Source organism: Pacificibacter marinus (assembly GCF_900109555.1).
GTDB lineage: Bacteria > Pseudomonadota > Alphaproteobacteria > Rhodobacterales > Rhodobacteraceae > Celeribacter > Celeribacter marinus_C.
The window spans coordinates 25,612-50,072 of record NZ_FNZV01000018.1 but is presented as its reverse complement, the minus strand read 5'-3'; the positions used below and the strand labels follow the sequence as shown (position 1 = coordinate 50,072).

At 51.7% G+C, this 24,461-nt stretch carries 22 protein-coding genes; 1 reads left to right on the top strand and 21 read right to left on the bottom strand.

Going from position 1 to position 24,461, the window contains the following annotated elements; all coding sequences use genetic code 11:
- The 11 genes from BM025_RS17540 to BM025_RS17490 form a co-directional block, all read right to left on the bottom strand.
- On the bottom strand, positions 1-483 hold a 483-nt coding region (locus BM025_RS17540; RefSeq protein WP_139204561.1), incomplete at its 3' end, for a fumarylacetoacetate hydrolase family protein.
- A gap of 27 nt (positions 484-510) precedes the next feature.
- The gene (locus BM025_RS17535) at positions 511-1,251 is read right to left on the bottom strand and encodes an SDR family oxidoreductase (RefSeq protein ID WP_085850898.1); all 741 of its coding nucleotides are present in this window, start codon (positions 1,249-1,251) and stop codon (positions 511-513) included.
- 17 nt (positions 1,252-1,268) lie between these two features.
- On the bottom strand, positions 1,269-2,480 hold the full coding sequence (locus BM025_RS17530) for a UxaA family hydrolase (RefSeq protein ID WP_085850682.1): 1,212 nt from the start codon (positions 2,478-2,480) through the stop codon (positions 1,269-1,271).
- Positions 2,477-2,791 carry a UxaA family hydrolase gene (locus BM025_RS17525; protein WP_085850683.1) on the bottom strand — a complete coding sequence of 105 codons (315 nt, stop codon included), beginning with the start codon at positions 2,789-2,791 and terminating at the stop codon, positions 2,477-2,479. Before BM025_RS17525 ends, BM025_RS17530 begins: the two co-directional genes overlap by 4 nt.
- On the bottom strand, positions 2,788-3,234 hold the full coding sequence (locus BM025_RS17520) for a MaoC family dehydratase (RefSeq protein WP_085850684.1): 447 nt from the start codon (positions 3,232-3,234) through the stop codon (positions 2,788-2,790). The genes BM025_RS17525 and BM025_RS17520 overlap by 4 nt, the downstream gene beginning before the upstream one ends.
- Positions 3,227-4,303, bottom strand: a complete 1,077-nt coding sequence (locus tag BM025_RS17515) for a Gfo/Idh/MocA family protein (RefSeq protein WP_085850685.1) — start codon at positions 4,301-4,303, stop codon at positions 3,227-3,229. Before BM025_RS17515 ends, BM025_RS17520 begins: the two co-directional genes overlap by 8 nt.
- Positions 4,296-4,625 (bottom strand): L-rhamnose mutarotase, encoded by a 330-nt coding sequence (locus BM025_RS17510; protein ID WP_085850686.1) that lies wholly within the window; start codon positions 4,623-4,625, stop codon positions 4,296-4,298. Before BM025_RS17510 ends, BM025_RS17515 begins: the two co-directional genes overlap by 8 nt.
- Before the next feature lie 10 nt (positions 4,626-4,635).
- Positions 4,636-5,724: an ABC transporter ATP-binding protein gene (locus BM025_RS17505; RefSeq protein WP_085850687.1), complete on the bottom strand. Its 1,089-nt coding sequence runs from the start codon at positions 5,722-5,724 to the stop codon at positions 4,636-4,638.
- Positions 5,725-5,727: 3 nt separating this feature from the next.
- Positions 5,728-6,594, bottom strand: coding sequence for a carbohydrate ABC transporter permease (locus BM025_RS17500; protein ID WP_085850688.1), 867 nt, complete (start codon positions 6,592-6,594; stop codon positions 5,728-5,730).
- A gap of 3 nt (positions 6,595-6,597) precedes the next feature.
- Positions 6,598-7,494: a carbohydrate ABC transporter permease gene (locus BM025_RS17495; RefSeq protein WP_085850689.1), complete on the bottom strand. Its 897-nt coding sequence runs from the start codon at positions 7,492-7,494 to the stop codon at positions 6,598-6,600.
- Positions 7,495-7,597: 103 nt separating this feature from the next.
- Positions 7,598-8,902 (bottom strand): type 2 periplasmic-binding domain-containing protein, encoded by a 1,305-nt coding sequence (locus BM025_RS17490; protein ID WP_085850690.1) that lies wholly within the window; start codon positions 8,900-8,902, stop codon positions 7,598-7,600.
- 207 nt (positions 8,903-9,109) lie between these two features.
- On the opposite strand from BM025_RS17490, the gene BM025_RS17485 reads away from it, so the two are divergent.
- Positions 9,110-9,940, top strand: a complete 831-nt coding sequence (locus tag BM025_RS17485; protein ID WP_085850691.1) for an amidohydrolase family protein — start codon at positions 9,110-9,112, stop codon at positions 9,938-9,940.
- Positions 9,941-9,967: 27 nt separating this feature from the next.
- Here the strand turns inward: BM025_RS17485 and BM025_RS17480 are convergent, their stop codons facing one another.
- The 10 genes from BM025_RS17480 to ltnD form a co-directional block, all read right to left on the bottom strand.
- Positions 9,968-11,593: an alpha-D-glucose phosphate-specific phosphoglucomutase gene (locus BM025_RS17480; protein WP_085850692.1), complete on the bottom strand. Its 1,626-nt coding sequence runs from the start codon at positions 11,591-11,593 to the stop codon at positions 9,968-9,970.
- Positions 11,594-11,605: 12 nt separating this feature from the next.
- Positions 11,606-13,735, bottom strand: coding sequence for a glycogen debranching protein GlgX (gene glgX / locus BM025_RS17475; protein ID WP_085850693.1), 2,130 nt, complete (start codon positions 13,733-13,735; stop codon positions 11,606-11,608).
- Positions 13,732-15,162: a glycogen synthase GlgA gene (gene glgA / locus BM025_RS17470; protein WP_085850694.1), complete on the bottom strand. Its 1,431-nt coding sequence runs from the start codon at positions 15,160-15,162 to the stop codon at positions 13,732-13,734. Before glgA ends, glgX begins: the two co-directional genes overlap by 4 nt.
- A 5-nt stretch (positions 15,163-15,167) precedes the next feature.
- Complete coding sequence (gene glgC / locus BM025_RS17465; protein ID WP_085850722.1) at positions 15,168-16,439, bottom strand: glucose-1-phosphate adenylyltransferase; 1,272 nt, start codon at positions 16,437-16,439, stop codon at positions 15,168-15,170.
- Positions 16,439-18,655, bottom strand: coding sequence for a 1,4-alpha-glucan branching protein GlgB (gene glgB / locus BM025_RS17460; RefSeq protein ID WP_085850695.1), 2,217 nt, complete (start codon positions 18,653-18,655; stop codon positions 16,439-16,441). The genes glgC and glgB overlap by 1 nt, the downstream gene beginning before the upstream one ends.
- A gap of 158 nt (positions 18,656-18,813) precedes the next feature.
- A complete protein-coding gene (locus BM025_RS17455; protein ID WP_085850696.1) occupies positions 18,814-20,430 on the bottom strand; it encodes an alpha-amylase family glycosyl hydrolase in 1,617 nt (538 codons plus the stop codon).
- Between the two features lie 305 nt (positions 20,431-20,735).
- Complete coding sequence (locus BM025_RS17450; RefSeq protein WP_085850697.1) at positions 20,736-21,500, bottom strand: hydroxypyruvate isomerase family protein; 765 nt, start codon at positions 21,498-21,500, stop codon at positions 20,736-20,738.
- On the bottom strand, positions 21,497-22,147 hold the full coding sequence (otnC, locus tag BM025_RS17445; RefSeq protein ID WP_085850698.1) for a 3-oxo-tetronate 4-phosphate decarboxylase: 651 nt from the start codon (positions 22,145-22,147) through the stop codon (positions 21,497-21,499). The genes BM025_RS17450 and otnC overlap by 4 nt, the downstream gene beginning before the upstream one ends.
- The gene (otnK, locus tag BM025_RS17440) at positions 22,144-23,412 is read right to left on the bottom strand and encodes a 3-oxo-tetronate kinase (protein WP_085850699.1); all 1,269 of its coding nucleotides are present in this window, start codon (positions 23,410-23,412) and stop codon (positions 22,144-22,146) included. The genes otnC and otnK overlap by 4 nt, the downstream gene beginning before the upstream one ends.
- Entirely contained in the window at positions 23,409-24,359 is a 951-nt protein-coding gene (gene ltnD, locus BM025_RS17435; RefSeq protein ID WP_244515895.1) for an L-threonate dehydrogenase, read from the bottom strand. The genes otnK and ltnD overlap by 4 nt, the downstream gene beginning before the upstream one ends.
- Positions 24,360-24,461: the final 102 nt, after the last annotated feature.

Sequence of the window (24,461 nt, the reverse complement as noted above, 5' to 3'; positions counted from 1 at the left end):
AATTTGGTACGACCGCTCAGACACATCGTTGATCAGGCAAAAGCCAGCAACGTGGTCCATCGCGTCGGCTTCAGACACGTATTTGGCTTTCTTGCCGATCACAAACCCAAGCTCGACTTCCCAGTCGGTTTTCTCAGACTCGCGCGGGATGATAATGTCATCATTCGGGCCACAAATCGCTGAGGTGTATTTTGCAAAAATCACTGGCTCAGGCGGCACTTCCAGACCGGATTCAGCCGCGTGATCGGCGTAATTGAGACCGATACAGATGAATTTTCCGGTTCCACCCACACAAGCGCCATAGCGCGGATTGCCCTCAACCAGTGGCAAAGTCGCAGGATCAATGTCTTTGAGCGCGCTCAAGTTCACCAGAACTTCGCCAGCAATATCAGACACATGAGCAGACAAATCGCGCAACGCGCCATCCGCATCAATCATTCCCGGTTTTTCAGCGCCGCGCGCCCCATAGCGTACAAGTTTCATAGTCTTCCTTCCTCAAAATCAAATTTCTTAAGCTGTCCAGCCGCCATCGATGATGTGTTCTTGTCCCGTGGTGAAACCAGATTCATCCGAAGCAAGATAGGCCACAAGAGCAGCAATTTCATGCGGTTGCCCAATGCGCCCCATGGGCTGACGCGCCACAAAAGCACTCAGCGCGCCCTCGTAATCGCCGGTATCTTTCAGGCGTTGATGCAATGATGGGCTGTCGACCGTGCCGGGGCAAATCGAATTACAGCGGATGCCTTGCGTCACATAATCCGTCGCGATTGCCCGCGTCATGCCCGCGACAGCCGCCTTGGACGCGCTGTAAGCCAAGCGATTTGCAGGCCCCGTAACAGGCCCCGCGACCGAAGACATATTGATGATAGAGCCGCCGCCGTTGGTCAACATCGCAGGCAAAAATGCGCGGATCATACGGTATTGCGCCTTGGCGTTGAGCGCAAATGCCATGTCCCAATCGTCTTCTGGCGTGTGCAAAATATCGCCCGCATGGACGATGCCTGCGCAGTTGAACAGCACATCGACAGCGCCGATATCAGTTGCCAATTCCGTGATCGCATTGGCATCTAACACATTGAGAACACGCGCCTCTATGCCATCAATCGCGTTCAATTCCGCCACAGAATCCGCGTTGATATCCGTCGCAATAACCCGCGCGCCTTCCGCTGCCATCCGCACCGCACAAGCCCGACCAATCCCCTGACCCGCAGCCGTCATGACAACGACCTTGCCCTGCAACCGTTTGCTCATATCCATGTGTTTTTCCTTTACCCTGCAGCCGGTAAGCACGCTGGCCCTGCCGGTTCGAATGTTTTGTAAGTTAATATAAATTCACGATGCCCAAGCGCTTCGGATTTGCTCTGTGCGCCGTTTGAGACAGACACGACCAAATCGTGAATTTCTTGTCCGATATCGTCGATGGTTTTGAGGCCTTCGATGATCGCGCCTGCGTTGACATCCATATCGCCCGCCAACGCACGATAGGTGTCGGGGTTAGCGCAAATTTTGATCACTGGTGAAATGGCTGAGCCCACAACAGACCCCCGCCCCGTGACAAACAGCGTCACATGCGCGCCTGATGCGATCATTTCGACGATTTCCGCGTTGTCCGAAATGTTGGGGAAACCAAAGCGCACATCGCCGTCTGGCACCACATCCATCAAATACAAACCGCCCGTCGGCGGCACATCGCCCGGCTTTAAGATGCCCGATATCTGGCTGTCGCCCGATTTAACATAGGCCCCAAGGCTTTTCTCTTCGATTGTAGACAGACCGCCTGCGGCATTGCCTGCTGCAAAAGACCCGTAGCCTAAGGTGGCATAATAACGTTCGGCTTTGTGGACACTTTCGCGCAAAAGTTGGCCCAATTCGGGCGTCACAGCGCGCTCGGCCATGATATCTTCACAGCCAATCAATTCGCCTGTTTCTTCGAAAATACAGGCTGCCCCTTGCGCGACCAAAAGATCAAAAGCTTTGCCTGCAGCAGGGTTTCCAGAGATACCAGACGTGCCATCAGACCCGCCGCAAATCGTGCCAATGATCAACTCATCCATGGCCATGGGCACACGCTCAACAGCCATAACTTCGGCCATAACATCGCGCACCCAAGTGCGACCAAGATCGACCGTGCCTGCGGTACCACCCGCCTTTTGAATCACCAGCGTTTTCACGGGTCGTCCCGATGCAGACACCGCATCAGACACGCGTACTTTATCAAAACTTTCACAGCCCAAAGACACAAATAGCACCCCGCCCACATTCGGGTGGGTGCAGAGTTTCTCCATCATCTGTGCTGCGTATTCATTGGGGTAACATCCGGGGAAACCGATGAGTTGTACATCTTCGCCATCAAATCCCGCAACGATTTTAGAGGCCACGAAATGGGCGCATTCAACCAGATATGCGACCAAGATTGTGTTACGAATGCCTTTACGTCCATCTGCTCGGAGGTAACCACTAAGAGGGGCGCTGTTGGTCATTTTGAAACTCCCGATGAAACACCATCAGCATCCTGCAGCATATGGGTTGGGGTATAGGCCGAGCGCATATTGTGCACATGCACATGCGCACCCGCAGGAATATCCGCTGTCGCGATCCCGATGGGCATTCCGTATTTGAGAATTTTAGTGCCGCTCAAAATATCATGGCGGGCGATTTTATGGGCCAAAGGAATAGCCTGAGGCAAATCCACAGGTCCCTGTTCCAGATCAATCTTAGTGCCTTGCGCCACGGTCGCGCGCGCAACTAAAATGGTGTCTTTTTCGTGCAGCAGCAAAAAGGGCCCGATCATGGCGTCATCTCCACCATATAGATATGGTCTGCAACTAAAGCGACCTCTCCGGTCTGTTTGCTAACCGTCAGGCGTTCAGTCACGCGGCCGTACCCGGGGCGTTTTTCCATCACTTCTTTGCCTATAATTTCGACCAAAGACGTGATGGTGTCGCCAATAAACACAGGTTTGACAAAGCGCATCCGGTCATAACCATATGAAAATGCAACAGGATTGATAATGGTCGCCGTCAGCCCCACACCGATGGTGAACACCATGGTGCCATGGGCGATACGTTGACCAAAGGGTAGCGTTTTACAAAATTCTTCATCCAGATGATGTGGGAAAAAGTCACCCGAATGGCCCGCGTGCACCACAAAATCCGTTTCCGTAATGGTACGTCCTACGGTTTTACGCTGCGCGCCAATAACGAAATCCTCGTAATATGTTGTTTGCTCAAGCATCAGGCATTTCCTTGATTTTATGCGCAGGCAAAGCCGCACTTTCATAGGCAGCTTCAACCAGTGCCATCGTGTGCCACGCATCTTCGACAGAGCCTTGCAACGAGGAATCAAGTCCTGCTGCGAACCGCTGAACTTGTGCAAAACGGCCTTTGAAAGCATCAATGAACCAATTGCCAATCAACGGCACTTCTTGCCAATCGCCGTCTTGGTTGATCCAAAGCGTATCGGGTTCACCACGTGGATAATCAAGATTCACACCCATTTTCACATGTGCAGCACCTTTGGTGCCACCGATAATGAACTCGCATCTTTGAAATTTACGGCCAAAACTATGGTTGTGATTAACCGACAGATTACATCGCGCTCGTGTGCCATAGTCCAATATCATAGCACTGCGCGTGTTCGATATGCTCGACGACGGATGGCCCATGGTTGTAGCGTGCACCCCTTGAGGGTTTCCTAAAACATCGCGGATAAAATCGAGATAATGAATGGAATGCAGCAAGATTTCGACACGTGGCAAATCCGCTAAGAATTCCCAAAGATGCCACGGTGTGTCCAAAATCATCGATGCATCAATATCGACAATGTCACCCAAAGCACCCTGTGCGATCGCATCTTTGAGTGCCAGCATCATCGGCGCAAACCGCAGCTGAAAATTCACTGCTACGTTTAACTTTCTTGCGCGGCAAATTTGTAAAATCTCGCTGGCCTCATCTAAATTGGCCCCCATAGGTTTCTGCAAAATCACAGTGGCGCCAACAGGCAAAGTCTTCAAAATCGCAGGTAAAGCGGCAGGAGGAACGGCCAAATCATAGATAACGTCACTGCGCGTGGTGGCCTGTTCAATCGTCTCAAATGCAACGGCTTTGGTGCCTGTCGAAATTCCATCTAAAACAGCGGCGGCTTTAGCCGTATTTGGATCATAAATACCCGCGACAGGCACACCCAATGCGGCATAGGCTGGAAGATGCGCATCTACCACAATCGATCCCGCGCCGAAGATGACCACAGGTTTCACTTCAGTAGGAAGGTCTAAAGTTTGAACAAGTTTGCGTACATCAATCATGAAAAAATACCTCTTCCATATCAGCCCACCACGATCCATCAGTGCGGGTCTTTAGCGGGCATTGCAGGGGTTCGCACAGCGCCCACCATTTTTGAGTTTCGGGATCTGCCGCCATTGCTGCCATATCAGATGCAAAATCAGCACCGTGATATTCAAACGACGCGAATAACAGGTTTTCCGGCTCTCTCAGATAGATGACATAGTTGCGAATATGGCATTCGGAAATTTTCGCCAGCACGCTAGGCCACACATCCGCATGCAGCTTTTTGTATGCCTCGATATGCTCGGCCTTTAGCCCAATCACTTGTCCGTATCGTTTCATGCGAGCCCCCTCACTGCGCTTTCAAAGCATTGCCTGTTTGCGCATCAAAAATGTGGCATTTATCGAGACTGATCTCAAACGTCAGGCGTTCACCATTTTGCACGGGACGCGGGTTAAGCATTTTAGCCTGCACCTCAGAACCCGCGAGTTCAGCGAACAACAGTGTTTCTGTGCCCAAAGGTTCAGTCAAAGACACTTCCATCTCAACCAACGCCATATTGTTGCCAGCTGGCATGGCATGATTTTGCGGCATAATGTTATCGGCTCGTACACCAAACGTCACCTTTTGGCCTTCATTTGCAGCATATCCAGCAGGCATCGTCAAAGCTGTCCCGTCTTGCAAAATGATTTTGCCACCGTCGATCTGCGCCTCAAGAAAGTTCATTGGTGGCGAACCGATAAAGCTGGCAACAAACGTATTCACGGGGTGTTCAAACACATCCAAAGGCGTGCCGATTTGTTCGATATGACCATCACGCATGATCACAATACGGTCTGCCAATGTCATGGCTTCGATCTGATCATGGGTCACATAAACGATGGTAGACTTGACTTTTTGGTGCAGTTTTTTGATCTCAACCCGCATTTGTGTCCGCAGTTTTGCATCCAAATTCGACAAAGGCTCGTCAAACAAAAACACATCAGGATGGCGCACAATCGCACGTCCCATCGCCACACGTTGACGTTGCCCGCCAGACAGCGCGCCCGGCTTGCGATCCATCAAGTCGGTCAACGATAAAATCTCGGCAGCGTTTTGCACGGCAGCGTCAATTTCGGATTGGCTGAACTTGGCAATTTTTAGAGAAAATCCCAAGTTTTCTTGCACAGTCATATGCGGGTAGAGCGCGTAGTTTTGAAACACCATCGAAATATTGCGATCCCGAGGTGCCAAATCATTCACCACGCGGTCGCCGATTTCGATGTCACCGCCCGATATATCTTCAAGCCCTGCAATCATACGCAGCGTTGTCGATTTACCGCACCCTGATGGGCCAACAAGCACAACAAATTCGCCGTCCTCAATATCAAGGTTGATCGCATGCACGACTTCGAGTGAGCCGTATTTTTTAACGACATTCTTAAGATGAACCTGAGCCATATTTTATCCTTTCACGCCGCCAAATGTGAGGCCAGCAATGAGGTGTTTTTGCACAAGGAACGTCAGCACCAGCGCAGGCAAGATCATCAAGACCGCCAGCGCACACATGCCGCCCCAATTGAGCGTAAATTCTGATGTAAAATCCAAAAGCCCAACGGGCATTGTTTTAGACGTGGTTGAACGCGAAAGCTGCGATGCCAAAGCGTATTCGTTCCACGAGGTGAGAAAGGCAAATATCCCTGCCGAAGCGATCCCAGAGCGCGCGACAGGAAATTCGACCCGCCAAAATGCTTGCCAGCGTGTGCAACCGTCGATTTCGGCGGCCTCGGCAAGTTCTTTGGGAATTTGGCGCATAAAACCGTCGATCAACCAAATCGTAAAGGGTACATTCATCGCCACATAGGCCAGTATGATGCCGAAATGGGTGTCGATAATGCCCAAGCGCGCAAAGATAATAAACAGCGGCAAAGACAGTGCCACACCGGGAACTGCACGGGTCACCATAAGCCCCACGAAGATCGCAGATTTGCCTTTGAAATGGTAGCGCGCAAATGCGTACCCGCCCCCCATGCCAACCAAAAGCGCGATCACGGTCGAGGTGATTGAAATGATCATGGAGTTGCGAAAATAGGTCAAAACAGGCACGCCGCCCTCGCCAGCCCCACCGAACATGGCGCGGTAGTGATCAAGGTTTAATTCATTAGGGATCCAAACCGGCGGCTTAGCCATGATTTCAACAGTGGGACGAAACGAGTTGAGCACGATCCAAAGACCTGGGATACAAATGATCGACATCGCAATGAAAAGCCCAACGAAATGCGCCGTTTTGGCGATCCGTTTGCGGTTTTGAGCAGAAACTGATTGCATCATTGATCAAACCCCCATGCCAAGCTCGGCGCGTGCGGCGGTGAGCTTGCGGAAAAAATAGATGGTAAAGAAGATTGCGAGAAAGATCGAAATATAGCCCATAGCATTGGCGTAACCCATTTTCGCATCGACATAACCAGTGCGCCCAATCAGCGTCCAAAGCAATTCAGTACGCCGTGCGGGACCACCATTGGTCATGATCTGCACGATGTCATAGGCCCGTGCCACATCCAACGACCGGATGGCCATTGCGATGTAAATGAACGGCATCAAAAACGGCAGCGTCACAAATCTAAAACTCTGGATTGGCGTGCAACCATCAACTTTGGCCGCTTCTAAAGGGTCTTGGGGAATGGCAAACAGACCAGCAAGGATCAAAATGGCAAAGACCGACGTCGATGTCCACATCTCAGCAAAGATGATGGCAAACATCGCCAACTTACCATCAACCAGCCATGGGATCGCCATATCTGTGATGCCCAAAGATTGCAGAGCGTTGTTCACCAAGCCAACGTTATCGTTGAAGATAAACTTAAATTGAAACCCAACCAGTATGGGTGAAAACATCATCGGAAACATCATCGCAGTGCGCAAAGCACGTTGCCCGCGCGTGACCTTTGACACCATCAAAGCAAGGCCAAGCCCGCACAGCATCTCAAGGTTCAACGCAATCGTCAGCAACAAAATCGTGCGCCCGAATGCCGCCCAAAACTTGGTATCTCCAAGCGCTTTTTCGTAGTTGAAAGTACCGATCCATTTATACAGGCTCTCAGGCCGCGTCAGCTTGTAGGGGGTGAAACTGGAATACAAGGACAGCACAAGCGGGATCAGCACAACAGCCGATAGGATAATGATAGCTGGCAATAACAAGACCAGCCATGGGGGCATTTTAAAGCGTTTCATGGGATTTCCCGTGGGGAGGGCGACGACATGGCCGCTGTGTCGAGGAAAGGATGGCGCACAGCAAAAGCGCGCCATCCCCTAGGGCTGGATGGGCGAAAGGTGTTTAGTAGACACCCTCTTCACGCATCATTTCGTCAACAGCCTCGGCTGCATCAGCCAGTGCTTCGTCAACAGTTTTATCACTCAAGATCGCGGCTTGCAGTTCTGGGTAAATCAAGTTTGTAGCTTCGATCCACAAAGGCGTTGCAGGCACAGCAAATGCTGTTTTTGCAGTCTCTTTAAAGGCAGCTAAAACTTCAGTCCGGAACGCATCGCCTTTCGCATCTTCGGTCACATAGTCCCAAACAGCTGTACGCGTTGGCAATGGACCTGCTGCGCTTTCGATTTTTTGACTGTCTTCGTTCGTCAAAAAATCTACAAGCGATGCTGCTGCGGCCTTGTCATCACATTGCTCAGTCACTGAGAAACCGTGGAACCCAGACCAACCTGTGCGCACACCAGCTGACCCTTTGGGCGCAGGTGCGACACCAAGATTACCGGCAACTTTTGACGCAGATGGATCACTAAAGAACCCAGCCCAGCCTGGCCAATCCAAGTTGAGCGCGATGGTGCCCGACGCAAAGCCGTTGCCCAAATCGTCCCAAAGATAGTTGGTTGTGCCCGCGGGCACCGCTTTGGCGTCGTACAAGTCAACGAACCATTGCAGCGCTTGTTTGCCCTCAGCTGAATCGAACGCAGGCGAGAAATCATCGTTGAAGAACTTGCCGCCTTCAGCGACGACCATTTCATAGTAACGCCCAACGATGGCTTCATCTTTACCAGCGTATTGTGTGCCATAGAAATTCGGACCATCTGCAAAGAAAATCGCTTGGTCTTTCACTTGGGCCCATGTTTCTGGCACAGTAAGATCATAGCCATACTCGGCCTTAAACGCAGTGGATTTGGCCTCATCCGTGTACAGATCTTTTTGGTAGTACAGCGCGGAAACATCAAATTGCGCGCGTGGTAACATCACCAAACGTCCCCCCAGCGTAGCCGCTGCAATGTTTGCGCCGACGAAACCATCAATGCTGTCTTGCGCAATCAACCCGTTCAAATCGGTGTAAAGCGATGGGTATTGCGCAGCAAAGGATGAGTGGTTCGATCCAACACACCACCCTGTGGTGCCTGCCGCGATGTCAGATTTGAATTCTTTATCCAGTTCAAAGTGGTTTTTCTTTGAAATGATATTCACTTTCGCACCCGTCGCCGCTTCCCATTCAGGAATGCGCGCATAGAGCGCTTCATATTGTTGGCCGCCAATCAGCTTGGCATCGATGGTCACACCATCAAATTGGCCAGCCTGCGCGCCAGACGCAAGCCCAAGAGCCAGAACAGCGATTGATGCGCCGTTGGTGAATTTTGTCATTGGTAGTCCTCCCTGAACTCAGGCGGATCAAGTTCGCCTTGACCCATTCCCTAGGCTCCCATTTTTGAATTCAGCACACCAAAGTGTATAAATTTTATATTCGGAAGCTCATTTCATATCTAAACTTGACTTTTATCCCGAGTCAAGATGGACTCCCGCCAAATTCGCTGAAAAATTGAGCCACTCTGGACCTGCAAGGAAACAAAAATGCTCATTGATACCCATCTTCATCTCATTGACCGCACACGACTGAGCTATCCGTGGTTGTCGGGCACACCAGCGCTTGACCAAGACTGGACCTACGCAGCCTACGCGGCCCTTGCCAAACGGATGGGCATCACCCGAGCGTTGCATATGGAAGTGGATGTTGCGGCCAATGACATCGATAACGAAACCTGCATGGTCGCGCAGTTGATGACGCAAAAAGACAGCTTACTATGCGGGGCCATTTCATCCGCGCGACCAGAGGATGCAGGCTTTGACGCCTTTCTCGAAGGCTTAGATAAAACCACAGTCAAAGGGTTGCGCCGTGTATTGCATGTCATGCCCGATGACCTGTCACGCGCAGAAAACTTTCGCAGCAATATACGCAAGATTGGCGCGGCAGGCCTACCCTTTGATATCTGCGTCGCGGCAAGGCAGCTGCCTATCGCGTGCGCTCTTGCTGACGCTGCCGAGCACACGCGATTTGTGCTTGATCACTGCGGCGTTCCAGACATCGCAAGCGGTGAGTTTGAAAGCTGGGCCAATGCGATCACCGACCTTTCGAGGCGCCCAAATGTTTGTGCCAAAATTTCAGGGATTACAGCTTATGCAAACCCAAATTGGACCTTGGACACACTGCGCCCCTACGTGGAACACATCATCCAAGCCTTTGGCTGGGACAGGGTCGTATGGGGTTCGGACAGCCCAGTATGTACGTTAAATGCATCACTCGAACAGTGGGTTGCAGTCACCCATGCGCTGACCATTGGGGCATCCGCCGATGAATTGGCAAAGTTCCATAACCAAAACGCAACGCGTATTTGGAACCTGTAAAGGTATGAAATCAAAGAGCGACCTGCGTCAGGTCACAACATCCGGCGCGGTTCGGCCTGAAAAAGCTTCGGTTTGAATGATTTCATGCGCCACGCTCAGAACATCGGCCAAAGCCACCTGCGGGTCTTGGTTGAAATTCGTCATATCAAGCTTTTCAGCATATAGCCGCATCGTCGCACCTGACGTGCCCGTGCCCGACAAACGCACCACAAAACGTGCGCCGCCTTTAAACACCACACGCACCCCTTGATGCGCAGACGTGCTGCCATCCACGGGATCAAGATATGAATAATCATCCGCAGTCTCGATTGTAAGCGTGCCAAAAGTTTGCCCCGAAAGCCCCGCCAATTTACCACGCAAAGCGGTAATCATCGCGTCGGCTTTGTCGGTTTCAATCGCCTCAAAATCGTGGCGAGAATAATAGTTGCGACCGAATTTTTCCCAGTGATCTTGCATGATTTGTGGCACAGATTTTTTGGTGCTCGCCATGATATTAAGCCACATCAACACAGCCCAAACACCATCTTTCTCGCGCACATGGTCAGACCCAGTGCCAAAGCTTTCTTCGCCACACAAAGACACGCGGCCATCGTCCATCAAGTTCCCAAAGAATTTCCAGCCCGTCGGCGTCTCGTAACATTCAATCCCAAGCGCATCCGCCACACGGTCGACCGCGGCAGAAGTCGGCATAGAGCGCGCCACGCCTTTGAGACCGCCCGCATAGCCCGGTGCCACAGTGGCATTGGCAGCGATCACGGCCAAGCTGTCTGATGGGCTGACATAGCAATTTGGCCCCACAATCATATTACGGTCGCCATCCCCATCCGAGGCACAACCAAACGCAGGCGCATCTGACCCCATCATTTCGTCCATCAACTCATGCGCCCACGTTGGATTGGGATCAGGGTGCATACCGCCAAAGTCTGGCAAAGGCGTGCCATGCACGACTGACCCTTTGGTGGCGCCCAGCAAGTCTTCGATAATGGCAGAAGCATAGGGGCCGGTGATGGCATTCATCGCGTCAAAGCGGATTTTTGTACCGCTGGCAATCATCGCCTTGATGGCGGGAAAATCAAACAGTGTCTGCATCAAGTCGACATAGGCTGAGACGGGATCAACGATTTCGATCTGCATTTCGCCCAATGCGCTGTGACCAAGCGTGGACAGATCAACGGTATCGCCATTATAAATCTGGTAAGTTTCGATGGTTTTTGTCACATCAAAAATAGCGTTCGTGACGCTTTCAGGGGCGGGACCACCGTTGGGCATATTGAATTTAATGCCGAAATCTTCATCAATGCCGCCGGGATTGTGGCTTGCGGATAAAATAATTCCGCCATCTGTTTTCATCGAGCGGATCAAATGCGACGCAGCTGGAGTGGACAACAAACCATTTTGGCCAGCAATGACTTTGGCCGCTCCATTTGCGGCTGCCATGCGCAGAATTGTCTCGGTCGCTGTGTCGTTGTAAAACCGCCCATCGCCACCAACAATCAAGGTTTTGCCTGCAACCCCGCCAATCCCATCAAAGATGGCTTGCACGAAATTCTCTAAATAATGCTGCCCCATGAACACACGGGTTTTTTTGCGCAAACCAGAGGTGCCAGGCTTTTGGCCATCGATTGGTGCAGTTTGGATCGTTGTCATCGTCATAGCAAAATTCCTTTAAGCAATAGGCATTTGGGCAAAAACACAGACCGAAGCGGCCCGAACCAAGGTTGTCGTCCCCGCGACACATTGCGCCCCCGCATCAGGTGCGGATGTATCCAAGATCAATTCCCAAGTCTTAGTGTCCCCACATGGCGGCAAAGTGACATTGGTATCGCCGTCGTTGTTGATCACCAAAAACAGCACATCATCAGACGCACGGTATTCGGGCGTGCCAAAAGAGGTACGAATTTCAGTGCACATGGTTTTGGTCTGTGTGCTTTCCCACTCTTCAGACGTGGGCGGTGTGCCATCTGGCATACGCCAAAACACATCAGGTTTGCCGTCTTTCAGGCGCGGGCGAGAATGCAAAAACCGTTTTTGACGCAGCACATTGTGATCACGGCGTAGCTTGGTGAGCTTCTGCACAAAGGCCAAAAGGTGTTCATCAGCATCTGCCCAATTGACCCAGCCAATCGGATTGTCTTGGCCAAAGGTATTGTTGTTGCCGTTTTGCGTATTACCAATTTCGTCGCCCGCCAAAATCATCGGCGTGCCTTGCGACAAGAACGAACAGGCAAGCAAATTACGTTGGCGTTGCGCGCGGATGGCGTTGACATTAGGGGCATCCGTAGCCCCCTCAAACCCCATATTGTCTGAGTAATTGTCGTCTTTACCATCACGGTTGTCTTCGCCATTGGCATCATTGTGTTTGCCATCATAGCTGACAACATCGCGCAATGTCATACCATCATGACAGGTGACAAAGTTGATCGACGATGTGGCGGCGCGACCGGAATGATCAAAGGTCATAGCACTGCCCAAAAGCCGCTTGCCCAAATTGGCCATCATGCCCTCATCCCCACGCCAAAATTTGCGCAGATCATCGCGAAATTTGTCGTTGTATTCCAAAAACGGATGCGGCCAGTTGCCAAGCTGATACCCACCGGGCCCAAGGTCCCACGGCTCTGCGATCAGTTTGACTTTGCCCAGCACAGGGTCTTGTCCCAGCGCATCCAAGAAGCCGCCTTTGCGATTGAACCCTTCGGCTTCACGGCCCAATACAGTGGCCAAATCAAAGCGAAAGCCATCCACGTGCATGACTTCAACCCAATAGCGCAGACTGTCCATGATCATACGCAGCACCATCGGGTGTCGCACATTCAGCGTGTTTCCAGTGCCCGTATCATTAATATAGTGGCGTTCATTCTCAGCCAAACGGTAATAAGATTTGTTGTCTAGCCCTTTGAACGACAGCGTTGGGCCAAATTCGTTGCCCTCGCCAGAGTGGTTATACACCACATCCAAGATCACTTCGATCCCAGCGGAATGAAACCGGCGCACCATGGTTTGGAATTCCCAAATGCCCCGTTTGGTCATATAGCGTGGCTCTGGCGCAAAAAATCCGATGGATTGATACCCCCAATAGTTGGTCAGTTTTTCCTCAAGCAAAAACTTATCATCCAGAAACGCATGTACGGGCATCAATTGCACCGTCGTCACCCCGAGCTTAGTTAGGTATTCCAGCACAGGCTCTGAGGACATTCCCAAAAAATGCCCCCGCTGCGTGTCATCCAAACCCGGGAACTCAGCCGTCATGCCTTTGACATGGGCCTCGTAAATCACGGTTTCAGACGGAGACGTTTCGGGAGAACGATCATCGCCCCATTGAAAACTTGGGTCCACAACAATACTGCGCGGCACATAGGGGGCGGAATCTCTGGGGTCGAAACTTAAATCCTTGGTCTTGGCCCCGATCGTGTACCCCATGATTGCATCGTTCCAATCAAGCGCACCTGACAGACGCTTGGCATAGGGATCAAGCAGCAATTTATTGGGGTTAAACCGGTGACCTTGCTCTGGTTCATACGCCCCATGCACACGGTACCCGTAGCTGGTGCCCGGCGTCAGCCCCGCAACATAAATATGCCACACATCACCGTGGCGTTCCAACAGTGGGATACGCGCGATTTCAGTGGAACCATCTTGTGAAAACAAACACAATTCTACCTTTTCTGCGTGCTCTGAAAAGACCGCAAAATTGACGCCCTGACCATCAAATGTTGCCCCAATAGGATCAGGGCGACCTGCAGAAAGAGAATGGTTTTTAAGCTTGGTCGGCAAGTCGTGCTTTAGATCAAAGATCACTTGGTCACTCGTTCATAGAGGGTGGCATAGGTCGCCGATGACGCATCCCAGCCTAGGTTCTGGTTCATCCCGCGCTTTTGCAAGCGAGTCCAGTCTGATGTGCGAGAAAAGGCATCAATGACCCCGCGCAAACACTGAGTGAATGAAAGTTGGTCAATTGGATGAAATTGAAACCCTGTTGCGACACCCATTTGGGCCGCCGCGACATTGTAGTTCACCACAGAATCCGCCAAGCCCCCCGTGGCCGCGACCACAGGCACCGTGCCATAACGCAGCCCGTACAGTTGGGTCAGACCACAAGGTTCAAACCGCGAAGGCACCAACACAACATCTCCACCTGCAAACATACGGTGTGACAAAGCCTCGTCATAACCGATGCGCAACCCCACCTTGCCCGGATGGTTGCGCGCCAGCAAACGCAGCGCATCTTCGATCTGCGGATCACCACTGCCCAAAATGGCCAAAGCGCCACCGTTCGCGACAAAATCTTCGGCAGCATTAGCGATCAAATCCATGCCTTTTTGCGATGTCAAACGGCTGACGACAATCGCAAGTGGTCCCTCAACAGACGACAAGCCAAATTCCGACATCAAAGCTGTGCGATTTTTCTTTTTACCCGTCAAAGATTTCGCAGAATACGGTATGATTTCAGGGTCAGATGCAGGGTTCCAAACATCCATATCGATACCATTGAGAACGCCAGACAGCACGCTAGCACGCGCGGACAAGACGCCTTCAAGCCCCATACCGAACTCAGGCCGCATCAATTCAGCGGCATAGGTCGGGCTCACTGTGGTGATGGCATCTGCATGCACCAGACCCGCTTTTAACGTGCTGATCTGCCCCCAGTATTCCAATTCCTCAGCATTAAAAGCATCGATCGGCAGACCCAAAGTGCCAAGCATGGCAGCAGGTGCAAGGCCTTGAAACGCGATATTATGTACCGTCATCACAGTGCCCACATCACAAGGGGGGCCATATTTCAAATAGGTCGCCACAAGACCAGCTTGCCAATCATGCGCATGAACCACTTCCGGCGTCCAACCATCGCTTAACCCAGTGCGCGCAATTTCTGCGGCGACAAAAGACAGCGCGGCAAAGCGTTGCGGATTGTCAGAAAAATCGGTCGGATTGCCGTAAGGCCCGCCTTCGCGGTCATACAAATGCGGCGCATCCAGCAGCAAAATGACATTGCCACCTGCCGTGCCCATCAACACCCGTGCAGGTCCGCCGAACAGATCGTCAGATTGCCACAGCACTTTACGCGCGGCGGCTTTTTTGATCAGGCCAGTATACGCTGGCAAAAGTGTACGCATGTCCCATCCGTGGTCAGCCACAGCAGCGGGCAAAGCCCCCGCCACATCCGCAAGGCCCCCCGTTTTCACGAGGGGCACACATTCAGAGGTCACGGAAAGAACATTACGCATCTTTATCACTCCAGCGCGGCATTACGTTTGTCGATCATCGTTTGGGTGATCAAAACCACACCATCCTCAGTACGACGGAACCATTTTGCGTCGTCCACAGGGTCTTGGCCAACGACCAACCCATCAGGAATAATCACGCCGCGGTCCACCACACATTTGCTCAACTGTGCCTGACGCCCCACCTGCACATACGGCAAGGCCACAACTTGATCGAGCGATGAATAGGAATGACTGCGCACACCTGTGAACAGCAAGGATTCACGAATTTCAGAGCCAGACACAATGCAGCCCCCTGAAATCAGCGATGACACCGCCATGCCACGACGATCTGCTTCGTCATGAATAAATTTTGCGGGCGGCACGCTTTCGGCATAGGTCCAAATCGGCCAAGTGTTGTCGTATAAATCCAGCGGAGGTGTAAATTGCGTCAGGTCAATATTGGCCTGCCAAAATGCATCAATCGTGCCCACATCGCGCCAATATGGTTCGACCTCTAGCCCCGTGGTGACACAACTGTCCTCAAAACGGTGGGCAATGGCTTTACCACCTTTGACGATCTGTGGGATAATATCATTGCCAAAATCGTGGCTCGAATTGGTATCGCTCATGTCTTTGAGCAGTAATTCACGCAAGAACTCCCAACGAAACACATAGATGCCCATCGACGCCAAAGCGTGATCGGGATCACCCGGAATGCAGGGCGGATCGGCCGGTTTTTCCAAGAACTCAGTGATGCGATCTTTGGCGTCACAATGCATCACACCAAACGCCGTGGCTTCCATTCGTGGGACAGTCAAACACCCGATGGTCACGTCTGCGCCCTCATCCAAGTGCTGCTGCAACATGATTTCGTAATCCATCTTATAGATATGGTCACCAGCAAGGATAACAATAAAATCAATACCATAGCTGTCGATAATGTCGACATTTTGCGTCACAGCATCTGCCGTTCCCAAATACCATTTTTCCTCAGAGATACGCTGCGACGCAGGCAGAATGTCCAAAAACTCGTTGCGCTCGGCCCGTAAGAACCCCCAGCCACGCTGACAATGGCGGATCAAACTGTGCGCCTTATACTGTGTCGCAATTGCCATTTTGCGAATGCCGGAATTGAGCGCATTTGATAAGGCAAAGTCGACGATACGAGTTTTGCCGCCAAAATAAACCGCAGGCTTGGCACGGTTATCTGTCAGCTCTTTCAAACGGCTGCCCCGCCCGCCCGCAAGCACAAAAGCCATAGCGCGGTTTGACAAACGCATGTTTGGTGTCGGCTTCATCATGTCTCCTCCCCTTCAATTAAAATTACTGCCGAAAGTGGTGGCACTGTCAATTCAACGGAATGAGTTTGCCCCATCCATTCAACATCTTGGGCGTGGACCCCTCCCAGATTTCCACGCCCGCCTCCTCCGTAAATTTCGGCATCCGTATTGATCGCTTCGCGCCAAAATCCATCACAAGGCAGACCAACACGGTGCCCTGTGCGTTCAACCGGCGTCATGTTCAAAACTATTACGACGCGCGGATCGCCCGCTTTGCCGTGACGCACATACACGTAGATAGAATTGTCGATATCCGCGCCCTCAATCCAGCCAAAGCCAGAGGGGCGCGTGTCGTTCACATGCAATGCAGGTGTATCGCGGTAGACATGGTTTAAATCGCGCACCAAAGCCTGAATACCCGCATGGGCAGGCGCATCCAACAAATGCCAATCCAAGCTTTGATTGTGGTTCCATTCTGCGCGCTGTGCGAATTCCTGCCCCATGAACAAAAGCTTTTTGCCCGGATGCGTCCACATGAAACCATAATAGGCGCGCAGATTGGCGAATTGCTCCCAGTCATTCCCGGGCATTTTGTCGATCATTGACCCTTTGCCATGCACAACTTCGTCGTGACTGATCGGCAAAACAAAGTTCTCAGTATAGGCATAGCTGATCGAATGGGTCAGCAAATGGTGGTGATATTTGCGATTGATCGGGTCTTCTTCCATGTAGCGCAGAGTGTCGTTCATCCACCCCATATTCCACTTAAACCCGAACCCAAGCCCACCGTGATCAACAGGTGTGGACACGCCCGGAAAGGCGGTACTTTCCTCGGCCACGGTCATGGCACCATCAACCTCGCCGTAGACCAAAGTGTTGACGCCTTGCAAGAATGCGATGGCCTCGTAGTTTTCGCGCCCGCCATCTTTGTTGGGCACCCATTCGCCATCATTACGTGAATAATCGCGGTAGAGCATTGAGGCCACGGCATCAACGCGCAGCCCATCAAGGTGGTATTCCTCTAGCCAATACAAAGCGTTAGACCGCATATAATTGGCCACTTCTTTGCGGCCAAAGTTATAAATTAGCGTATTCCAATCTTGGTGGAACCCCTCGTGCGGATCAGCATGTTCGTACAAAGCTGTGCCATCGAACTGTGCCAGACCGTGAATGTCCGTCGGGAAATGTGCGGGCACCCAATCAAGTAAAACACCCAGCCCCTTGGCATGTGCAGCTGTAACCAGCGCGCGAAATTCATCTGGCGTGCCATGGCGGATAGTGGGCGCAAACATGCCAATCGGTTGATAGCCCCAAGATCCATCAAAAGGGTGTTCCGTAATCGGCATCAGTTCAATATGGGTAAATCCCATATCTGCGACATAGTCGATCAAAGTGCTGGCAAGTTCCGTGTACGACAAAGGACGATTGCCCTCTGCGCGTTTCCAGCTGGCCAGATTGACCTCATAAATAGAAATCGGTGCATCGATATTTTGCAACTCTGCGCGGGTGCCCATCCACCCTGCATCGGCCCACTCAAAGCCTTTAATATCGCGCACAATGGACCCCGTTTTGGGCGGATGTTCAGACCCAAACCCAATAGGGTCAGCTTTTAACGGCAAATCTTGTCCACCAGCGCCGCGAATTGCAAATTTATAGACTTCTCCCACGGTCACCTCGGGGATGAAAATTTCCCAAATGCCAGAGGCACCGAGCCTGCGCATACCATGACGGCGCGCATCCCAAGCATTGAAATCGCCGACGACTGCAACGCGGTCTGCGTTTGGTGCCCAAACTGAAAACCGTACGCCATTGATACCTTGATGAACCATAGGCGTTGCGCCAAGCGCATCCCAAATACGCTTCATCGAGCCTTCGCCAATGTAATAAAGATCGTCGGCGGTCAAGCTTGGAGCAAACGCATAAGGGTCATCAAAAACCCAAGGCGCACCGGAAAATTGTGCTTCAATTTTATAGGGCATCTCTTTGGCCAAACGTGCGCAAAAAAGACCCGGGGCAAAAGGCACAGGCGTCATTTGCACTTTATCATTTGCGCCCGTCAAACACAGTAAAGCATCTGCTTCTGGCACAAAGACATTCAACGCAAACCCGTCAGCATAGGGACGTAAGCCAAGATATTGAAACGGATCATTCAAGCGCCCATGGACCAAATCCTGCGCAACATCATGCGGCAAGGCGGCTAAAAGGTCGTCTGTTCGATCACTTAATATCGACATATACTGACTGTCTTTCTGTGTATTTTATATTCTTACACCCCAAGGTGGCGCACAAAGCTTTAACCAAATCCCATTTTTTGCATGAACTGAAACAGGATCGCATAGCATTTTGTAACTTTGTTGCGCAAACTGACAAACGTCCAGCACATATTTACTTTTTATACTTCAACGGCGGATAAACCCCTTTGTGTTTCAAAGAACGCGAACCCAAAGGCAGGCAATGTCAGTTGAGTGCCACTGATGCTTCCATGCGCTTCGCCAATCTGTTTGGTATTTGCGGCCAAATCCACGATCTGCACGTCACCAGATAGATTGAACACACCCGTCAAAACAGTGCCATTTAAACTACGGCTGACCGCAAGAATAGGGTCAGGCACGGACGGAAACTTGGTGTCGCCGTAACGCAGTTCGTCGCGCTGCTTTCGAAATTCCAGCGCCGTGCGGTAGGCGGCCAGAATGCTATCCGGCTTGGTCTCTTGTCCTGCAACGGCACGCGTGATTTGTGGTGCTTTCACTGGTAACCAAGGCTCGCCAGTTGAAAAGCCTGCATGGGTCTCAGACGCATCCCAAACCATTGGCGTGCGACAGCCATCGCGCCCTTTGTTGTCAGGCCAAAAATCAATGTAGCCCAGATCGCGTAGCTCATGAAATTCGATATCGGTTTCGATCTGCCCCAGCTCTTCACCTTGATACAGGCCCAAAGCCCCCGGAAAGCTGATCAACATGTTGATCGCCTGACGTGCCACGGTGTTTTGCAACTCTGGCGCGGAAGCCCAACGGGTGACATGGCGTTGCACATCGTGATTTGAAAATGACCAACACGGCCAACCATCAGGGGCTTTGGTCAGAAATTCAGAAATACAATTGCGGAAATGATCCGGCGTGTGATCGTGGCTGAGCATCGCAAAAGAATAGGCCATGTGCAGCTTGTCACCACCAGATGTGTATTCGCCCATCACCTCGACTTGGCGCAAGCCGTCTTCACCCACTTCACCGATCAACATGCGATCATCAAACTCGTTCATCAGAGTGCGAATACGTTTGAGAACACCTATGTTTTCAGGCTGCGTTTTTGAAAAAAGATGTGTTTGCGCTTCATAGGGATTGCCAGGGAACTGATCCCAGTTGGACGCAGGGTTGTCGCGCAGCTTTTTGTCATGAACATAAAAGTTCACCGTATCCAAACGGAAGCCGTCCACACCGCGTTTCAACCAAAACCGCATAGCTTCAATCAACGCATCAACGACTTGTGGATTGTGAAAATTCAAATCAGGTTGCGACACAAGAAAATTGTGCATGTAGTATTGGCGACGCCGCGCATCAAACATCCAAGCAGAACCACCAAAGACCGACGGCCAATTTGTGGGCGGCGTACCATCTTTTTGTGGATCGGCCCAAACGTACCAATCTGCTTTCGGGTTCACTTTATCGGTGCGGCTTTCAATGAACCACGGGTGTTGATCAGAGGTATGCGACAACACCTGATCGATGATCACTTTCAGACCCAAATCATGGGCTTTTGCCATTAAGGCGTCAAAGTCTTCAATCGTGCCAAACAGCGCATTCACGCTGGTGTAATCGGACACATCGTAGCCCATGTCTTTGTCCGGCGAGGTGAAAAACGGCGACAACCAAATGGCATCAACACCCAACGATGCCACATAGTCCAACCGACGCGTGATCCCTTTTAAATCGCCAACGCCATCGCCGTTGTCATCTTGAAAGGATCGCGGATAAATCTGATAGATTACGGCATCCCGCCACCATTCGCGCATAGTCTGTATCCCTTTTCATGCGCACTTGGTCTAGCTCGACTCAAGCGCCCCCAGATGTTAGCGCCATCTAACGCAAGCTTGATAGAACTCGAAACCAAAAGCCAAAGCAATACAACTGCGTGCAGGCCGCCGCGTCAAGCACAGACACGGCGGATGCTCGGGCGGCGGGCAAAGCGCGCGGTGCAATGCTGCATCTTGCCCCTGAAATGCACGCATATGATGTCAATCCAGAGACTAAGATCTATGACGCCCTGTCGCCGCATTTCGCCAAGCCCGCGAGGTACTAGAATTGAAAAGGCCGCGGTTTAACCCGCGAGCGTTTTCATCCAGCCAAGCGATGCATCGGTGTCGCCGCTTGGTTTATACTCTGCCCCCAAAGGTGCGGAATAGTTCAGACCTTTGATCACTTTAAATACATGAGCATAGTTCAATTCGCCTTGATCAGGCGTGCCGCGCGTTGGCACCGATGCAAATTGGATATGTCCGATATGGGGTAAAAGTGCTTTGAGCTTGTGTGACACGTCCCCTTCCATCAGCTGAACATGGTAACAATCGAACATCAGCTTCAGGTTTGCGCGCCCCACGTCTTTTATGACCTCAAGACCTTGCCTTGTGGTGGTCAAAAAGTACCCCGGTGCGTCATATGAATTCAGCGGTTCGATCAAAATAGTCATTCCATGCTGCGCAGCATTTTCGCACGCATATATCAGGTTTTCGATAAAACATGCATGAGCTGCATCACCCTGCGCAAAGCCCGCCATGACGTGAATATTGGGTACATTCAACGCTGCAGCATAGGCAATCGCCTGATCAATTGCTGCGCGTGCATCAGCTTCGCGTCCAACAAGTGCAGACAGTCCATTTTCGCCCACTGACGTATCGCCACGGTCCGTATTCAAGCCAAGCATCGGCAAGCCTGTCTCGGCTAAAGCCATAGATACTTCTTTTATATCAAATATATAAGGCCAGTGGCATTCAACTGCATCAAAGCCTGCGGCCTTTGCAGCATGGATCGCATCAGGAAGCGGGCGATCTGCCCAAAGAAACCCAAGATTGGCCGACAGCTTCATACATCCCACTCCACATCGAATTTTTCGACAACAGATTTTACCTGTGCATCGGTCAAAATATTGGCGTTCATGCTGCGCAGCATAAATGCCAGCTTTGCACTTTCTTCCAGTTCTTCAATCGCATTGCACGCAGCCTCAATATCTTTGCCAGCCACAACAGGTCCGTGATTGGCAAGCATGACAGCAGAGCGCTTGCCCGCGAGCCCGCGCACAGCTTCGCCCATCGCAGAATCACCCGGCAAAAAGAATGGCAAAAGTTTAACTTTACCCAGTTTCATAATCGCATAAGGCGTCACGGGCGGAATGAAATCATCAACATTGGCATCAGGCAACATAGACAAAGCGACCGAGTGACAAGAATGCAAATGCACGACTGCGCCCGCCGTTGAACGCGTGTCATAAAACGCACTGTGCAGCGGCATTTCTTTGGTCGGTTGATCGCCACTTATGAACTGCCCGTTTGCATCAAAGCGGCTCAACTTAGTGGGATCAAGGCGACCGAAACTTGTGCCCGTTGGCGAAACCAAAAGCCCACCATCCTCAGTGCGCGCCGAAATATTTCCCGTGCTGCCCCCCGTCAAACCACGATCAAACATTGATCTAGCCAATAAGCAAATCTGTTCGCGCAACAGCGTTTCAGTGGTCATGTGCTTTCCAATACGTTAAGCGCGTCAGCAAAGAAGCTTTCGGTTCCAAAGTTACCAGATTTCAATGCGATAGCAATATCATGGCCTGCCGACGTCGCATAGCACCACGGCACGCCAGGCGCGATTTCAGTGCCGATCGCCAGATCAGAAATATCCAATGCTTTGGCAACGGCCCCAGAGGTTTCCCCCCCCGCTGCAATGATACGCCGCGCCCCAAAGTCGCGCGCAGCCACAACGATGTGCGCCAATGCCTCTTCAACAATAGCACCCGCGCGCTGCGCACCCAAAACGTCTTGGGCTGCACGAACCTGATCGGGTTCGGCTGACGCGTAGATAAGTGGTGCCTGCGTCAAATCTTGATCTTTCAACCAATCAATCACCGCTTGCGCTCCGTTTTTTGCCAACTCAAGCGGGTCAAGTCGCAAGCTTGGCGCATGTGCGCTATAAGCTGCGACTTGCGCACGGGTCATTTGCGAACAACTGCCAGACAAAACAATAGCCTGCTTAGACAATTTTGGGCGTATGGCAGTGGGCGCATCGGCAGGCATCAACCCCTGCTCTACATAAATTTTCGGCAATGGCATTGCGACGGCACTTCCGCCCGTCATCAATTTCATGTCCCAACACGCTTGCGCAATGGTCGTCAGGTCACGGTTTGCAGTGGCATCGACCACAACATGAGCCACATTTTGACTGCGCAGCATCGCAAGTTCGCTGCGCAGCATTTCTGGCCCCGAAGACACAACACTCTGCGCGACAAGTCCAACAGGTTGCGTCACTTGAGGTGTCAAAAGCCGCATCAAATTGCTATCACGCATAGGGGTCAAAGGGTGATCTTTCATTGGGCTTTCCGCCAACGGCTGCTGACCCACAAATAAATTACCCATGTAAATCGAACGCCCATTTTCTGGGAAAGCGGGGCAATATATCGTTTGATCTGCGCCAATATCGGCCATCAAAGCTTCGGCCACAGGGCCAATGTTGCCCTCAGCCGTACTGTCGAATGTCGAGCAATATTTCCAAAAGAACCTCTGCGCACCTGCGGCTTTCAACCATGCCAATGCTGCGCGGCATTCTTGAACCGCTTCATCCACAGGCAATGTGCGGCACTTCAAGGCGATCACCTCAAACGCTTCGGTATCTTTGGGGGGCTCAGTCGGCACACCAAGACGCAAACGTACAGCAACACCAGACCGGGATAGCAAACCAGCCAAGTCGGTTGCGCCAGTGAAATCATCAGCAATACAGCCTAAGAAAGTCGTCATGATGAGCTACTCTTTGTTTTTGGCTGCGGCAGTGTGATATTTGATTGCGCCTCGTAAACTTTGGTGATGGCAGTGTCGTCTTCAAACCCAAGCCCCATGCCTTGCGCGGTCAAATACACCTGCAAAGCGGCAGACGCGATTGGAGTGGCAAACTGTGCGCCGCGTGAAATATCTTGGACAATACCTAGGTCTTTTGGCCAAATATTGATCATGCTCGACGGGCTGTAATCTGCCGTGGCCATTTTGGGGCCGCGATGCTCAAGCGCCCAACTGGTGCCCGCTGATTTACTGATCACATCAATCATCAATTCGGGGTCAATGCCTTGGGAAATACCAAAGGTCATGGCCTCGGCACACGCTGCAATATGAACCCCGACAAGCAATTGATTTACGGCTTTCATGGCGGATCCAGCCCCAGCACTGTCGCCCAATTTAAACACATTAGACGCGATGGCATCTAGCGTTGGCGCAAGCGCCGTATAGGCCGCCTCACTTCCCGATGACATCACCGAAAGTTCGCCAGATGCCGCGCGGACTGTGCCACCAGACACCGGTGCATCAAGATAATATACGCCAAGCTCGGCACAACGTTTTTCCATCTCACGAGCGAAATCCGGCGCAACTGTGGCACTTGACAAAATAGCAGCCCCTTTACGCAGCTTGCCCGCGATCCCATCAGAACCAAACAAAACAGATTCAGTTTGTGCCGCATTGAGAACAATCGTGACAACGGCATCCAAATCACCGGCCACTTCAGCCATGCTGCCCTTTGCCCCACCGACGGCCTGAAAGGCTTCGACCTGTTTTGGATTGATATCAAAACCGTAAACCGTGTGACCCGCGCGCAACGCTGATTGCGCGACGCCAAATCCCATAGATCCGAGGCCGATCACACCAATTTTCTGTTTTTGTTCGCCCATGTCCTGCCCCAAATCTTGAATTTCCATGATCAAATTCGGACCATCCGAACTGATTGCTTGAATTTGGTATACCAAAATGCATATTCGTGGCAACGTTGAAATACAAATTCGCGTCGACACCGTGATGCG

Coding starts and splice junctions, on each gene's coding strand:
- glgB (WP_085850695.1), bottom strand. CDS start 18,655: ATGTCGATATTAAGTGATCGAACAGACGACCTTTTAGCCGCCTTGCCG.
- otnC (WP_085850698.1), bottom strand. CDS start 22,147: ATGACCACTGAAACGCTGTTGCGCGAACAGATTTGCTTATTGGCTAGA.
- glgA (WP_085850694.1), bottom strand. CDS start 15,162: ATGCGTAATGTTCTTTCCGTGACCTCTGAATGTGTGCCCCTCGTGAAA.
- BM025_RS17520 (WP_085850684.1), bottom strand. CDS start 3,234: ATGCTTGAGCAAACAACATATTACGAGGATTTCGTTATTGGCGCGCAG.
- BM025_RS17510 (WP_085850686.1), bottom strand. CDS start 4,625: ATGAAACGATACGGACAAGTGATTGGGCTAAAGGCCGAGCATATCGAG.
- BM025_RS17480 (WP_085850692.1), bottom strand. CDS start 11,593: ATGACGATGACAACGATCCAAACTGCACCAATCGATGGCCAAAAGCCT.
- otnK (WP_085850699.1), bottom strand. CDS start 23,412: ATGACGACTTTCTTAGGCTGTATTGCTGATGATTTCACTGGCGCAACC.
- BM025_RS17515 (WP_085850685.1), bottom strand. CDS start 4,303: ATGATTGATGTACGCAAACTTGTTCAAACTTTAGACCTTCCTACTGAA.
- BM025_RS17500 (WP_085850688.1), bottom strand. CDS start 6,594: ATGATGCAATCAGTTTCTGCTCAAAACCGCAAACGGATCGCCAAAACG.
- BM025_RS17485 (WP_085850691.1), top strand. CDS start 9,110: ATGCTCATTGATACCCATCTTCATCTCATTGACCGCACACGACTGAGC.
- ltnD (WP_244515895.1), bottom strand. CDS start 24,359: ATGGAAATTCAAGATTTGGGGCAGGACATGGGCGAACAAAAACAGAAA.
- glgC (WP_085850722.1), bottom strand. CDS start 16,439: ATGAAGCCGACACCAAACATGCGTTTGTCAAACCGCGCTATGGCTTTT.
- BM025_RS17530 (WP_085850682.1), bottom strand. CDS start 2,480: ATGACCAACAGCGCCCCTCTTAGTGGTTACCTCCGAGCAGATGGACGT.
- BM025_RS17450 (WP_085850697.1), bottom strand. CDS start 21,500: ATGAAGCTGTCGGCCAATCTTGGGTTTCTTTGGGCAGATCGCCCGCTT.
- BM025_RS17535 (WP_085850898.1), bottom strand. CDS start 1,251: ATGAGCAAACGGTTGCAGGGCAAGGTCGTTGTCATGACGGCTGCGGGT.
- BM025_RS17490 (WP_085850690.1), bottom strand. CDS start 8,902: ATGACAAAATTCACCAACGGCGCATCAATCGCTGTTCTGGCTCTTGGG.
- BM025_RS17525 (WP_085850683.1), bottom strand. CDS start 2,791: ATGATCGGGCCCTTTTTGCTGCTGCACGAAAAAGACACCATTTTAGTT.
- BM025_RS17495 (WP_085850689.1), bottom strand. CDS start 7,494: ATGAAACGCTTTAAAATGCCCCCATGGCTGGTCTTGTTATTGCCAGCT.
- BM025_RS17505 (WP_085850687.1), bottom strand. CDS start 5,724: ATGGCTCAGGTTCATCTTAAGAATGTCGTTAAAAAATACGGCTCACTC.
- BM025_RS17455 (WP_085850696.1), bottom strand. CDS start 20,430: ATGCGCGAATGGTGGCGGGATGCCGTAATCTATCAGATTTATCCGCGA.